The sequence below is a fragment of the Candidatus Regiella endosymbiont of Tuberolachnus salignus genome (assembly GCF_964020115.1).
Classification (GTDB): domain Bacteria; phylum Pseudomonadota; class Gammaproteobacteria; order Enterobacterales; family Enterobacteriaceae; genus Regiella; species Regiella insecticola.
The window spans coordinates 3,045,567-3,059,336 of the sequence record NZ_OZ026542.1; the positions used below are offsets into that span (position 1 = coordinate 3,045,567).

13 protein-coding genes are annotated in these 13,770 nt (G+C 40.4%); 5 read left to right on the top strand and 8 right to left on the bottom strand.

The window, feature by feature from the left end; translation table 11 throughout:
* Positions 1-11: 11 nt before the first annotated feature.
* On the top strand, positions 12-983 hold the full coding sequence (locus tag AACL30_RS15075; protein ID WP_339057188.1) for a hypothetical protein: 972 nt from the start codon (positions 12-14) through the stop codon (positions 981-983).
* A 49-nt stretch (positions 984-1,032) separates the two neighbouring features.
* Here the strand turns inward: AACL30_RS15075 and AACL30_RS15080 are convergent, their stop codons facing one another.
* The 3 genes from AACL30_RS15080 to AACL30_RS15090 form a co-directional block, all read right to left on the bottom strand.
* Entirely contained in the window at positions 1,033-1,521 is a 489-nt protein-coding gene (locus AACL30_RS15080) for a hypothetical protein (RefSeq protein WP_339057189.1), read from the bottom strand.
* Between the two features lie 322 nt (positions 1,522-1,843).
* Positions 1,844-2,062, bottom strand: a complete 219-nt coding sequence (cspE, locus tag AACL30_RS15085; RefSeq protein ID WP_339057190.1) for a transcription antiterminator/RNA stability regulator CspE — start codon at positions 2,060-2,062, stop codon at positions 1,844-1,846.
* A gap of 194 nt (positions 2,063-2,256) precedes the next feature.
* On the bottom strand, positions 2,257-2,442 hold the full coding sequence (locus AACL30_RS15090) for a hypothetical protein (protein ID WP_339057191.1): 186 nt from the start codon (positions 2,440-2,442) through the stop codon (positions 2,257-2,259).
* 28 nt (positions 2,443-2,470) lie between these two features.
* Here AACL30_RS15090 and smpB point away from each other — a divergent pair, with 28 nt between their 5' ends.
* On the top strand, positions 2,471-2,956 hold the full coding sequence (gene smpB / locus AACL30_RS15095; protein WP_339057192.1) for an SsrA-binding protein SmpB: 486 nt from the start codon (positions 2,471-2,473) through the stop codon (positions 2,954-2,956).
* Between the two features lie 112 nt (positions 2,957-3,068).
* Here smpB and rep read toward each other — a convergent pair whose 3' ends face one another.
* The 5 genes from rep to AACL30_RS15120 form a co-directional block, all read right to left on the bottom strand.
* Positions 3,069-5,114: a DNA helicase Rep gene (gene rep, locus AACL30_RS15100; RefSeq protein WP_339058496.1), complete on the bottom strand. Its 2,046-nt coding sequence runs from the start codon at positions 5,112-5,114 to the stop codon at positions 3,069-3,071.
* Between the two features lie 67 nt (positions 5,115-5,181).
* A complete protein-coding gene (locus tag AACL30_RS15105) occupies positions 5,182-5,409 on the bottom strand; it encodes an EscE/YscE/SsaE family type III secretion system needle protein co-chaperone (protein WP_339057193.1) in 228 nt (75 codons plus the stop codon).
* 13 nt (positions 5,410-5,422) lie between these two features.
* Positions 5,423-6,637: a type III secretion system inner membrane ring subunit SctD gene (sctD, locus tag AACL30_RS15110; RefSeq protein ID WP_339057194.1), complete on the bottom strand. Its 1,215-nt coding sequence runs from the start codon at positions 6,635-6,637 to the stop codon at positions 5,423-5,425.
* 1 nt (position 6,638) lies between these two features.
* Positions 6,639-8,120 carry an EscC/YscC/HrcC family type III secretion system outer membrane ring protein gene (locus AACL30_RS15115; protein ID WP_339057195.1) on the bottom strand — a complete coding sequence of 494 codons (1,482 nt, stop codon included), beginning with the start codon at positions 8,118-8,120 and terminating at the stop codon, positions 6,639-6,641.
* Positions 8,121-8,418: 298 nt separating this feature from the next.
* On the bottom strand, positions 8,419-8,808 hold the full coding sequence (locus AACL30_RS15120; protein WP_339057196.1) for a type III effector: 390 nt from the start codon (positions 8,806-8,808) through the stop codon (positions 8,419-8,421).
* A gap of 329 nt (positions 8,809-9,137) precedes the next feature.
* Here AACL30_RS15120 and AACL30_RS15125 point away from each other — a divergent pair, with 329 nt between their 5' ends.
* The 3 genes from AACL30_RS15125 to lgt all read left to right on the top strand — a co-directional run bounded on the left by AACL30_RS15125 (position 9,138) and on the right by lgt (position 13,769).
* On the top strand, positions 9,138-11,921 hold the full coding sequence (locus AACL30_RS15125; RefSeq protein WP_339057197.1) for a two component system sensor kinase: 2,784 nt from the start codon (positions 9,138-9,140) through the stop codon (positions 11,919-11,921).
* Between the two features lie 196 nt (positions 11,922-12,117).
* Positions 12,118-12,741: a two component system response regulator gene (locus AACL30_RS15130; protein ID WP_339057198.1), complete on the top strand. Its 624-nt coding sequence runs from the start codon at positions 12,118-12,120 to the stop codon at positions 12,739-12,741.
* Between the two features lie 122 nt (positions 12,742-12,863).
* Positions 12,864-13,769, top strand: coding sequence for a prolipoprotein diacylglyceryl transferase (gene lgt, locus AACL30_RS15135; protein WP_339057199.1), 906 nt, complete (start codon positions 12,864-12,866; stop codon positions 13,767-13,769).
* Position 13,770 lies beyond the last annotated feature (1 nt).

Sequence of the window (13,770 nt, forward strand, 5' to 3'; positions counted from 1 at the left end):
GGAATAATAAAATGCCAAATACATTAAATTATGAAAGTAAATTATCATCACGTGGCCTAACTCAAGTACGACATGACCCAAATTTTGCTGGTGATAGTTCGGTTAAAACCCCATTAACCCATATAGACAGCGCCATAGTAAAAAGCGCCATGGATAAGAACCCAACCGAGTTAGAGGCAGCAAAAGCCAATTTAAGTGCCGCATTAACAGAGCTTATGTCGCTTAATGCTGCTGATACGCCAGAAGAAAAAATGATGGGCACCGCTATATCTGTCTCAAATGCGGCTATGCAAACACTGATGAGTCTCCCTTCTCTCTTTCATCTAATAGACCTCCTGATAAATGAGGTTGCAAGAAAATTAATGCTTAACCACGAGAGAAGCACCCTCACGGTGGCTGTCAGCATGGCCATAATGGAACAGCTTAAGCAGAATGAATTGGATAAGGGAGAAACGGCGTTAGCAGGAGCGATATTAGCCGCTGTAACTGCTGTTGTCCTGACGGCAACCACGACGGCTCTGCAGGTTAAGGCAGTAAAACAGACAAACCTGGCGAACAAACAGAAGGAACTGGCAAAGAATACCAGAGATCTGGAAAAAGATCTGCGAAACAAAGCCGAAAAAGCCACTGGCAAAGACAAAGAAACATTATTCTTAGCTAGCAAGAATGCTGGACTCGAGTCCGAGGGACACGAGAGAGCGATGAACAAATCAATAGCACAAGCAGATAGATTTAGAATGACCGCTCAGGCTATAGGTAATCTAATTCCCGCTTTCACAGGTTTAATTAATGGTATTACCCAGTATCGAATGTCTCATATAGATGCATCCTCTACTGAGCTCAGGACTTTCGAGGCGCTGATAAGACAAATAGAAGAAAAGTATGGGCAACGTATGACTGAGCTGTGGAACGAAATTAAAAAGATGATAGACGAAAAATCTAATGCAGCAGGCCAGCAAATAACTACCACACGGGGAATTTAATAACACATTCATATTGCCCGCTGATCAAGCGGGATAGCAATAGGTATTGTTATTTTTTACCATAATCCTGATGAGTTTGAATAATAGAGAGATATTTGATAATAAATTTTTGTATATGACTGGTACGAATAGAACCATCTGAATTTAATAAACTACCGATGAGGTTTACTTGAGTACAGTCTATATAAAAATAATTTAATATTAGATTATCGTAGATAAGATCCACTCTATTATCATCACTGATCATAAAGGTATAATTCTTTTTTTTATCTTCTGTACTGTTTTTTACCAAATAAAGAAAAGAAAATAACTGATCTCTTCCTTGATTATCTGATATTTTTTTAGATGTTAACATTGAAAATATAGTAGATAACTTTTCATTCCGTTTCTTACCGGTAAAAATCGACCTAAAAATATCAACAATTTTTTTAAAGAAGTTGATATTTTTTTGTTGATCATCAAAAATTTCCTGCAATTTTTTTTCCGTATCAATAAGTACAGGAAAGGATAATAAAGTATTATTAATATCATTCTTCATAATAACCCGACCTTAATTTATATCGATGATAGTTAACAATTTAATATCGGATAACTTTTTCATAAAATAAGGAGCAGACCTGATATCTTTATTACGAGGCTCAAAAGATCGTAAATAGACTTTAATTCGTTATAGCCAAATCAGTTTAATTTGATTTAAGTGTTGTCGTCGCTTGCCGTACTATTTGTACTGTCTGCGCTCCTCCGCCTTGAATCAAATTAAACTGATTCGGCTATATTTTAATTGGCGGGATAAAAAAACCGCGCCCAGCGGCTTCCTAACGACGAGGAAGCGAACATAGGGCGCGGTAGTGAAGAAAGAACTAGAGGGCAGTGACGTTCACTGCAGACGGGCCTTTAGCACCGTTTTCTATAGCGAATTCTACCTTCTGTCCTTCTGCCAAGGTTTTAAAACCGTTATCTTGGATGGCGGAGAAGTGTACAAATACATCTTTGCTGCCGTCTTCTGGAGTGATAAAACCAAAACCTTTAGATTCATTGAACCACTTTACCTGACCTTGTTGACTATTTTGACTAGACATTTATTATTTCCTTTGTTTAAAAAATTTGCCACCACGGGCGTGTTATAGCCGGTTATCAATCGTTACTTATGGAGGCACTTATTGAAGGAAATTCGTCAGTGAAGAATTATCAATGATAACGCTTTAAATATGAACTGCTTTACTCAAGATGTCGTGCATAAATAGATCTGTACCACAGGCCGGGGCGCATTAACTCATAAAGAGCCTTTAATAGCAATCTTTTTTTTAAAGGGGCGGCGAATTTTAAAAGGAGCGGCCAAATTTTTTTCAATCAAGAAGTCTATACCCAATGAATTTCGAGTTACGGCAAGGCGGCAAGGGCGACCGAAGGCAACTTCAAAGGCGAAGGGTGTATTTTTGCTAAAAATGATTTCATTCATCAACGCACTCAGTATAATAAGCCACACTATGATAAAGAAAAAAATAAATAAATCCGGCTCAGCTAGCATCGCACAAAATCGGCGCGCTCGGCACGACTATTTCATCGAAGAAGAGTTTGAAGCCGGTTTGGTTCTCCAAGGTTGGGAAGTTAAATCCTTGCGGGCGGGTAAAGTAAATATTAGTGATAGCTATGTGGTGCTCAAGAATGGTGAAGCTCATCTTTTTGGTGCCACCATTACTCCCCTGACGGTAGCCTCTACTCACGTGATCTGTGAGCCAATGCGTACCCGAAAATTGCTGCTCAATAAACGCCAGATCGATTCCCTGTTTGGTCGTATTAATCGTGAAGGCTATACCGTGGTGGCACTTTCTATGTATTGGAAAAATGCATGGAGTAAAATCAAGATTGGGGTGGCTAAGGGTAAAAAAGATCACGATAAGCGAGCAAGCCTGAAAGATAAAGAATGGCGCGTGGACAAAGCCCGAATCATGAAAAGCACCAATCGCGCTTAGCGCCCGCTTGAAATCTTTTTGTACTCACGCTGTGATATCTCGTCAAAAACGAGCTCAAGAAGATTTCAAACAGGCTCTAACGCTTAACGTCGTTAAGAAATAGTGACACCCGTTATTTTTGCACGCTCGCTAACTGAGCGCGAAGGGCAGCCAAATTCGACAACCCTTTACGTCTTCCTTCTTCAATGCTGATCTCTTGTCGTGCGGATCCCCAGTCAAGATCATCTTGCGGCAACTCTAACAAAAAACGGCTAGGATCTGGGCGGATTAATTCACCGTACTGACGTCGTTCTTTACACAAGGTAAAAAAGAGTTCGCGCTGAGCACGGGTAATGCCGACATAAGCCAAACGTCTTTCTTCATCTACATTACCTTCATTGAGATGGCCTTCATCGAGGCTATTTTGATGTGGCAATAATCCTTCTTCCATGCCAACTAAAAATACATAGGGAAATTCTAGCCCTTTAGAAGCATGTAGTGTCATCAGCTGTACTTCATCCTCTTCTTTATTATTTTTTCCTTTTTCCATTAGGTCGCGCAGAGTAAAACGAGTGACCGCCTGTATTAATGTCATGGGCTCGTGCAATGCAGAGCCGGACAGCATTTCCTCCAGCCAGAGAAATAATAAGTTGACATTTTTCATCCGCATTTCTGCCGCGAGCGGACTGGGTGAGATTTCATATAACCAGCTTTCATAATCCACCGCATTGCGCAAATGCTGTATTGCTGCACTAGGATCTCGCTCTACCAATGGCATAATTTCTGCCATCCAGTGAGTAAAACGCTGCAATGAAGTGGCATTACGGCTTGTCAAATGTTGCGTTAGCCCCAGATCAAAACTGGCGCTAAAAAGGCTTTTATGACGTAAATTTGCCCATTCGCCTAATTTCCGAACAGTGACAGATCCAATCTCACGTTTAGGGGTATTGATAATACGCAAAAATGCACTGTCATCATCAGGATTGGTTAGCAACCGCAAATAAGCAAGAGAATCTTTAATTTCCGGCCGCGAGAAAAAAGAATCGCCGCCGGAAATTTTATAGGGGATACGATTTTGCAGCAAAATTTTTTCAAAAATTCTGGCTTGGTGATTTCCTCGATACAAAATAGCGTAATCAGCATATTTTGATTTTTTGATAAAATGATGCGTGATCACTGCGTTTACTACCTTTTCCGCTTCATCATTTTCGTTATCAGCGGTGATCACTTTTAATCTCTCACCGTAATCTTGTGCGGAAAACAGTTTTTTTTCAAAAATATGAGAATTATTAGCAATTAAAATGTTTGCAGTATTAAGTATTCGCCCAGAAGAACGATAATTCTGCTCCAACTTGATCACACGTAATTGTGGAAAATCTTCATTTAACAATTGTAGATTCTGTGGATTAGCACCCCGCCATGAATAGATGGATTGATCATCATCACCCACTACAGTAAAACAGGCTTTATCACCGGCAAGCAGTTTAACCAATTGATATTGGCTAGTATTGGTATCCTGATATTCATCCACCAGCAAATAACCTAGTCGATGTTGCCAACGTTCACGCACTTGTTGATTGTTTCGCAATAATAACGTCGGTAAAGCAATGAGATCATCAAAATCGAGCACGCTACATGCTTTAAGATGAGCGTCATATAATGCGTAACAATGGGCAAACAATCTATCAGGCTCACCCTCAGTTTGAGCAGCAACGGTTAACGGATCCTGTAATTCATTTTTCCAATGAGCAATGCGGGCAACCAACTGTTGCAATAGAATTTTATCTCCTTTTATCCATTGCTGTGTCAGCTCTTTTAATAATGCCATTTGATCATAAGCGTCAAAAAGCGAAAAATTTGCTTTCATCCCCAAAGCCACATATTCCCGTTTAATAATTTCCAAGCCTAATGTATGAAAGGTTGAGATCATTAAACCACGTGTTTCTTTATTCCCTAACGTTTGCGCTACCCTCTCTTTCATTTCACGAGCCGCTTTATTGGTAAAGGTCACGGCGGCAACACGGCGGGGATGGTAACCACAATGACGAATTAAATAAGCGATTTTGTTGATAATCACTCGGGTTTTACCTGATCCAGCACCTGCTAATACGAGACAAGGACCTGAGACAAATTCAACAGCCTGTTGTTGGCTAACGTTAAGTTGGCGAGGATTTCGCATTTTGCTTGATGATTCGGCGGGATCATCAGAAGAAATATTTATTTTAGTATCGCTGTATTGCATATTACTAATAGCCGCCCTTTTTCTGATAACGACACGTCAACGTCTCAATAATTTTTTGTGCACTTAATACGGCTTCAGTTAGCTGAAGAAATTGTTTTTGAATATCAGGTTTTTCCGGTATCGAGGTCATTTTTTTTAATTGAATTAAAGCTTCTGCCAATTCATCTAACTTAGCTTGAGTTTGTTCATGATCATATTTAATACAATTTTCCAGTTCGGTGATGCGTTGCATGTGTTAACCTCTATTAAAAACTCAGTGGAATATGCACTAAATTATTTCCTCTCATTAATTGAAGACCATGAGCACTGAGAAAAACAATTTTATAGCCATTGGGCAATATCGTTCCTTGCTGCAGACGAAGTCCATTAGCCAGTTCCATAAATTCAGAGTTTTGATTACCACCATAGCTGACAATTTCTGCCGGAAGTAATTGTTTGGATTGATCTGAAGCGGGGATATTTTGATAAACAATAGGAGGAAAGTCAGGCAGATCCTGCTGAATGCTGGTGAATATTGCATTTAATTTTTGCTGCTGTTCGCCAGAGAGTTGCCCACTGATAACAATATTTTTTTTATTCTGTGCCAAGCTTAAATAGCCAAGTAATTCAGAAACCCTTAATTTATTTATCAATAGATTAATCATCTCCCCTTGATGATTAATTACCGTCCATCCTTTTAATCCCGGCATCAGCGTAAGTACTTCTTGCACTTTTTCCCATTGCGGGCCCGCTTGAATGGTGCCATGAATAGTAACACGCCCCAGTTGATTACCTTCGCTCACCTCAGCATCTTGATAACCGTATTGCCGTAGCACATCACTAACACTAACAATTAAATGATCGTCACATACCAATTGGTTGCGATATATGACACCGTGCATAATCAAAAAATTTTGTAACTGCCGAATCGCAGCCGAAGATAAACAATAGCCATTTAATATCACACTACCATCAGGCTGCCAGCTACTTTTAACATCTTTTAATTCTAATAGTTGCAGTTGCTCTTCTAGCTGGTTTTGCAGTGCTAATGCTTGATCTACACTGCCCGTTTTAGAATGAGATAACCAAAATAAGCTCATAGACACTAACAGCAGTAGCAATAATACAGCCCCTGATAATAACAACAATGACTCTTGCCCAGAATACCGACGAGGAATAGTTATGCCACTAAGTATATCGTCCTGCTCTCCTAATACCATAATTAGACCGGCTGTTTCGACTACCTCGTGCAAAGGCAATGCGTTTTGCGAGTCAAAAACACGACCATTGACCCAAACCCGCCCCGCCGTTTGCATAAAAACTTTATTTTCTTCTATTTTTAGCGTCAATACTTCACCCTGTTGTAGCGGCAAAAGCACATCACATCCCTGTTCTCCAAGCGTGAAATCCCCTGTGGGCAAACGGATCTCACGTCCATTGAGTTCTCCGTTTAACAGACGCATTTTTAGCTGCGCATTCATTTTAATGCCCTGTATCAACCGGTACTGCTTTAATTAAAAATAACCGAACGACACTATGTGAGTGCTTATCAGTACTACGAAATAATTCACCAATGAAAGGAATATCCCCCAATAAGGGGACTTTGTTTTCTGCTTCACTGTGCCTATCTTGAATAAATCCCCCTAAGAGTAAACTTTGTCCGATTTTTAACGTTGCCTGTGTTGAAATCTGAGAATCTTGTACTTGTGGCAAGGGTTCAGTAGCATTATTCGAACTTTTTTGTACCCCGTCTTTAATATTAAGATTCAGTAATACTTCGTGCCGCCCATTGTCGTTAATCATTCTTGGTGTCACTCGTAATAGAGAACCTGAGGTAATAGATTCAAGTTTAGCAACTTTATCGCCTTGTAATTTAGTATAAAAAGTAATGTTTTTATCCAGTACAGCTGGAATATTATTCAGTGTCACCACCGAGGGACGAGATAACACCCTAGCGCGGGAGTTTTGTTGTAATGCTTTAAGACGAACCATGAAATTATCTGTATCGCCAATAACACTAGAGAAACTATCGTTGCTGCCCGGTATTAACCCACTTCTAAAGGAAACTTTATTGCCCGCTAGGGACGTAGAGGATGTCCAGTCAATGCCTAATTGATTAATATTCCCCGCATCTACATCAATAATCGTAACTGAGATTTCTATGCCGATGGGACGTATATCCAATTGATTAATGAGACTTTTATAGATTGGCATATTAACCTGGCGATCACGGACAACAACCGCATTTTGGCGTGGATCGGCAGAGAAAAGAGGCAAACTGGTATTTTCAATCTTTCCACCATTAGCGGTATTAACCGGTAGTGCATTTCCAGCGCTCATCTCACGTAGAACCGTGACTAAACCAGGTAATTGAACTTCTTGGTCTCGATATTGATAATTTGAATCTGTTGCAGACGCATACTTCAGTAAAAATACTTTTACCGTTTCTTTATTATCAGTATTGTCTCGCACCTGTTGATTAAGCAACTTTGTTAATCTAGCAGCACGTTCAATACACACAGGAACACCACTTACCTCTAAACTATTTAGTGAAGAGATCGCTTTGACTGTACAGTTTTTTCCATCTGACAACCCACTGTTTTTTAGATAGTTAATCAAGGTTTTTATTGACAAATCATCGGGTGATATAATTTCTTTTCTAATTTCCTGCGTTTTATAAAAATAAAGCACATCACCATCAAAATACCAAGTAAGATTATATTTAGCTGATAAATAAGCAAGCATTTCTTCAGGTGTTTGGTTTTTTAATTTGCCACTAAAACTTTCTGTAATTTCCTGACTCACGATTACCGGAATACCATAGTTCTTTCCTAATTCTTGTAGCAAATTAGCAACAGCTATTCCTCGACTATAAATAAAAAAAGGAGAACCCTGCCAATTAATCGGTTGTGCATAGAGCAGTGGGTTAGATAACAGACAGATCAACCCAGCAATTTTTTTCATATCACTACTTCCTATTGCTTGCCTCTCATTAAGAGCCTATTCGATATTTCTTGTACTCGCTGATACTCTAGATTTCTTGCATAACCTATTGAGTGGTGTGAATTCCGTGTTACGCGGTTCGCAATCCTTATGTAATCGCATGAGCACTACGGTTGCTGTACGCCATGCGCCTTGACTTCATACCCTTCGCTACGGTTTTACAAGAACTCTTTTGTCAAAAAAGGGCTCAAAATACTCTGTTTTTATAAAAAAAGACCTTTGCGTTTTTTAGCCCATTTTTTCACCAATTGAGTACAGCTCAAAGAAAATTTCGAGTAGGCTCTAAAGAAGTTATTACAGATACCTGAGAAATAATATATCGGCTCAGAGCAAGCAGTTGTTCTAATAAAATGGAGAGTTCCTCAGTTTTGCTTTCAGCATTACAACGCAGCCACAGCCACCAACGCTCTTCATGCAGCTGCAAAGCATAATCTTTAGTCTCTTCTCTAGAGGCTAATAATAACGTGATGTGCTGCAGAGCCTTATCAGGTATGCCATTTTTGTCTAATAACGATAAGCCAATACAAGCAGAATGGCCATAATCCTTTGCCATACCTAAAATGTCATCCACTTTAAAGCGAACAGTATTAGACCCTGGTACTACCGGAATAATCGCAATCAATGGAAGCGTTTCCAATATTTCGAGCATAAGTATAGCCTACAGAGCTAAGGGTTATACCCTTCGCCTTTCAAGTTACGGCAGCGTTGGCAACCATCTCTCATCCTCTGTCATGTACCATTGTACACTTCTGGGATTCGATTGATTGCCGCCTTGCCGTAACTCGAAATTCATTGGGTATAATTGTTGGTTTAAACTAATAATTATATAGAATAATTTTCTATCGAGCAAAAACCTTAAGTAATCATTAATTTCAATATTATGTATTCAATATATCAAAATTCACAACAAAATTCACTTAACTCTTGATCTCAATTGCTTCCTATGGCGTACTGAAAAAAATAATTTAGGTGACTTTTATGGAAAATAAATCATCACTGGTCACTAGATTGACATTATTATTGGGTGCAACTCTGGTTGCAATATGGTTAATATCCATAGCAACTAATGCTTTTTTTTCGTTTGAAAATACGCGGCATCGTTTGATTGAGGATTTAACTCACGTGGCTATTTTGCGAGCAGATTTAAGCAACCAGCAATTTGAGGGGGCAGAACGTGATGCCAGGTTGCTTGCTAGCCGCCGTGAACATTATCAATCACAGACAGAAACCCCACAGTCTCTCAATAATTATGACAGCTTCTATATCCCATTAACGGGTGACAGCAGTTGTACGTCACCGGAACGTAGCAATGATTGTTGGATCATTCAGGCATACGGTGCAGCCGATCAAACTTATTATCTGGATAGCTTCATTATAGATCGCAGCGAAGGCATTACTTTGCTACCACCGCAAAAAATATCAAAAGACTATTTTGCCAAGCGCCGTCGAGAGTTATTTCAGTTGCCAACGTTCCCAATACACAGCAATGTTTTCTGGGGAACACCTGTTTACACACCTAATAATGGTTGGCATGTTTCTGTTGCTGTATCCGATAACAGCGGAATGTTAGCCGGTTTTGCTTTAAAACTGAATGGGATACTTTCTCATGGCCGAGTAACAGAACAAAAAGATATTAATTTATTATTAGATAGCAACGGTGAACTATTGCCAATGTCTCAACAAAGCGCACCTGCCGAACAATTAAATAAAATTCTCGAGCAACTGAGCCAAATGAAATTACATGACGGATGGCAACAAAGCGAAGACTATTTAATATTTCGTACTCAGCTTAAAGGACCAAGATGGCAACAATTGGTGATCTATCCACGTATCGGTTTCGCTTGGGAAGCGGCTAAACCCTCATTGCATCAATTACCCTTCGCACTGGCGATTTTGGTATTACTCACCCTGGTTTTATTCTTCTTACTCCGCTACTACTTAGCTATTCCGCTGTCCAATTTTGTTAATATTATTGGCGCTACCGGCCCAGATGCAATGGATGCGCGGCTACCTGCCACTCGTACTGATGAGCTGGGACATATTGCGCGGGCATACAATCATCTATTGGATACCCTCCACGAACAGTACGATACCTTAGAGCTAAAAGTTAAAGAACGCACCCTCGAGCTTGCACAGGCTAAGCAAGAAGCGGAGCAAGCCAGTCGCCGTAAAAGTTTACATCTAACGACTATCAGTCATGAAATTCGCACGCCGCTCAATGGTTCCTTAGGTGCCATTGAATTATTGCAAAATACCCCACTGACCCCCGCACAATTAAGATTGGCAGATACTGCTCGGTTATGTTCATTTTCTTTATTAGGCATTATTAATGATCTACTCGATTTTTCTCGTATTGAATCGGGACAGATGACGCTGGCATTGGAAGAAACCGCTTTACTGCCGCTGCTTGATCAAGCCATGCTGGCGATTCAAAGTTCTGCGATGACGAAATCATTAACGTTATGTACCTATGTCGGTGAAAACGTCCCGCTAAAATTGCAATTAGATGTATTGCGTTTAAGACAAATTTTGATCAATTTATTAGGTAATGCGGTAAAATTTACTGAATTTGGTGCCATTACCCTCCGTGTTGAACGTGAAAAAGATAAATTGTATTTTATTGTTCAAGATACTGGCTGTGGTATTGATGCTGAAAATCAGCGGAAAATATTCGAACCCTTTTTTCAAACCCGCTCCCACGGACAGGGAACCGGTTTAGGGCTAGCGATAGCCTGTAATCTAGCCAAATTAATGCAAGGTACCTTGCAATTACAAAGCACACCTAAAGTGGGAACCTGTTTTTCACTGCAATTACCTCTGAACGAAACACTTTCTGCCCCCATTTTTAGCGGCAGTTTAGCGGCACCAAGCACGTTGCATCCACAACTTAAAGCATGGGGCATTACCTGCTTATCAGATGATGGTAATGAAGATTTTGCCGATGCCGAACTCGCTTATCTGCCAGGGCGTCTTTATACTCATGTTAAACAACGTCTTTTCGAATATTCATTACCCACTCCATCGAAGCTACCATTACAACCTTGGCAAATAAAAATTCTGTTAGTCGACGATGCTGAAACCAACCGTGATATTACCGGTATGATGTTGAGACAATTAGGCCACCAGGTCGAGTTGGCTGAAAACGGTGAACAGGCGCTTAAATTAGGCCGCCAACAACGCTTTGATTTGGTGCTGATGGATATCAGGATGCCAGGATTAGACGGATTAGAAACAACAGCACAATGGCGAGTCGATGCGAAAAATATTGACAGTGCATGCATGATAGCGGCACTGACCGCTAACGCCAGCCCAGCAGAAAAAAAACGGGTATGTCAAGCCGGGATGAATGAGTATTTATCAAAACCAGCCACTATGGCGCAATTGGCTGAATTAATTGATTTAGCCACACAATTTCAATTAGAACGTGATATCCCGCTGTTGCCGCAATCAGTCGCCCCAAAACCCATACTTGATCTGACTGATCATCAATTAAGTAAGAAAATAAAGCAGGCATTATTGACGTTAGTACGAAAGATTACTGAATCAATCGACGATACCAGCGCTTTGTTACATCATCTTCACACATTAAAAGGCTGTGCCGGACAGGCGGGTCTGACAGATCTTCAAAACAACACTGCTGAGCTGGAAACCTGTCTTCACGCCGGTGGTGCAGTAACGAAGAAAGAGATAGAGACGCTATATCAGCTAATCAGTTTTCATTTTGATGATATAGCAAACGCTACAGTTGATAAGATTGGCTGAATTACTTGTATATACCCTTCGCCTTTGAAGTTGCCTTCGGCTTCCAGGGCGACTGACCGATGAGTGTAGACCTACCATGATGGCGATGGCTCGCAGCCAACAACGCGGCGGCTTCAAAGGCGAAGGGTATAGATTACAATAGGTTTCAGCAACTATAAGATAGTTGTTACAGTAGCAAATAAAAGGAAATAGATTCATGAATGTCAAAATATTAATTGTTGATGACCATGAGCTCATTATTAATGGGGTAAAAAATATGCTTTCCCCTTACCCACGTTATCAAATTGTGGGTCAAGTAGAAAATGGGCTGGATGTTCGTAACATGTGTCAAAAAACTGAGCCAGATATGGTCATTCTTGATTTAGGATTACCTGGTATGGATGGGCAAGATGTTAGCGTAGATTTATTACGCCGTTGGCCTCGGTTACGTATCCTGGCATTAACTGCCCGACAAGAAGAATATTATGTTAGTCAAATATTAAATATCGGGGCACTGGGTTATGTATTGAAAAAAAGTCCACAAGAAGTCCTGCTCGCTGCCATACAAACGATCATGGCAGGCAAGCGCTATATTGATCCTGCGTTAGATCACGACCACATATTACAACTGATGAAAACCTGTCAATTACTGACGCCCCGTGAACGACAAGTGCTCAAATTAATCACAGAAGGAGCCTGTAACCGGATTATTGCTGAGAAGCTTACCATCAGTAAAAAAACGGTAGAAACCCATCGTCTTAATATGATGAGAAAGCTCGATGCACACAAAGTTGTACATCTTATTGAATGGTCACGTCGATTGGGATTAACCCATTCATGAAATAGGATTTATGATAATAAAAATCAGCAGAGTACTTTCAAAAAAATAACAAACGGAGCTATGCTACCATACCATTCTTCTTACCCTTCTGGGGAAAAATAGACTAACGGGGATTATTATAGGTGATCGATAACTATCTGGCGTTTCCTCAATTTGATCCGATTATTTTCTCAATCGGTCCTGTTTCTCTCCACTGGTACGGTTTGATGTATCTGATTGGTTTTGTTTTTGCCCTGTGGCTAGCAATCCGCAGAGCGAATAAACCAGGCAGTCATTGGAGCAAAGAAGCAGTCGAAAATCTGCTGTATTCAGGTTTTTTGGGGGTGTTTATCGGAGGACGTGTCGGTTACGTCCTGTTTTATAATTTTTCCCAATTTCTCGAGGATCCACTTTATCTCTTCAAAGTATGGGATGGCGGTATGTCGTTCCATGGCGGGCTGATCGGGGTGATCGCTGTCATGTTATGGTTTGCACGGCGCACAAAGCGTCATTTTTTCCAAGTCTCTGATTTTATCGCGCCACTTATTCCCTTTGGTTTAGGCGCCGGGCGTTTAGGTAACTTTATTAATGGTGAATTATGGGGAAGAGTCACAATAAACACCCCTTGGGCTATGTTATTTCCAACCTCGCAGAGTGAAGACATTAAAATAGCCCCTACTCATGCTGCTTGGCAAAATATACTACAGCAATACGGCCTCTTACCGCGCCATCCCTCTCAATTGTATGAAATGATCCTTGAAGGTGTCGTGCTTTTTATCCTGCTGAATCTCTTTATTCGCAAACCACGGCCAATGGGAAGTGTTTCCGGCCTATTTCTTATTGGTTATGGCATTTTCCGTATTATCGTAGAATATTTCCGCCAGCCAGATGCGCAAATCGGTTTACTTGATGGTGTCATCAGTATGGGACAACTGTTATCGATACCGATGGTTTTGACTGGGGTAATAATAATGATTTGGTCCTATAGCCGAAGTAGTTTAGCAGCTTCAAAGACAAAGGGTACATCCCGTCCTAACCCAGTGTTGTAAA

Coding starts and splice junctions, on each gene's coding strand:
- rep (WP_339058496.1), bottom strand. CDS start 5,114: ATGCGAAATCCTCGCCAACTTAACGTTAGCCAACAACAGGCTGTTGAA.
- AACL30_RS15115 (WP_339057195.1), bottom strand. CDS start 8,120: ATGAAAAAAATTGCTGGGTTGATCTGTCTGTTATCTAACCCACTGCTC.
- smpB (WP_339057192.1), top strand. CDS start 2,471: ATGATAAAGAAAAAAATAAATAAATCCGGCTCAGCTAGCATCGCACAA.
- AACL30_RS15080 (WP_339057189.1), bottom strand. CDS start 1,521: ATGAAGAATGATATTAATAATACTTTATTATCCTTTCCTGTACTTATT.
- cspE (WP_339057190.1), bottom strand. CDS start 2,062: ATGTCTAGTCAAAATAGTCAACAAGGTCAGGTAAAGTGGTTCAATGAA.
- AACL30_RS15090 (WP_339057191.1), bottom strand. CDS start 2,442: ATGAATGAAATCATTTTTAGCAAAAATACACCCTTCGCCTTTGAAGTT.
- AACL30_RS15105 (WP_339057193.1), bottom strand. CDS start 5,409: ATGCAACGCATCACCGAACTGGAAAATTGTATTAAATATGATCATGAA.
- AACL30_RS15075 (WP_339057188.1), top strand. CDS start 12: ATGCCAAATACATTAAATTATGAAAGTAAATTATCATCACGTGGCCTA.
- AACL30_RS15125 (WP_339057197.1), top strand. CDS start 9,138: ATGGAAAATAAATCATCACTGGTCACTAGATTGACATTATTATTGGGT.
- sctD (WP_339057194.1), bottom strand. CDS start 6,637: ATGAATGCGCAGCTAAAAATGCGTCTGTTAAACGGAGAACTCAATGGA.
- AACL30_RS15120 (WP_339057196.1), bottom strand. CDS start 8,808: ATGCTCGAAATATTGGAAACGCTTCCATTGATTGCGATTATTCCGGTA.
- AACL30_RS15130 (WP_339057198.1), top strand. CDS start 12,118: ATGAATGTCAAAATATTAATTGTTGATGACCATGAGCTCATTATTAAT.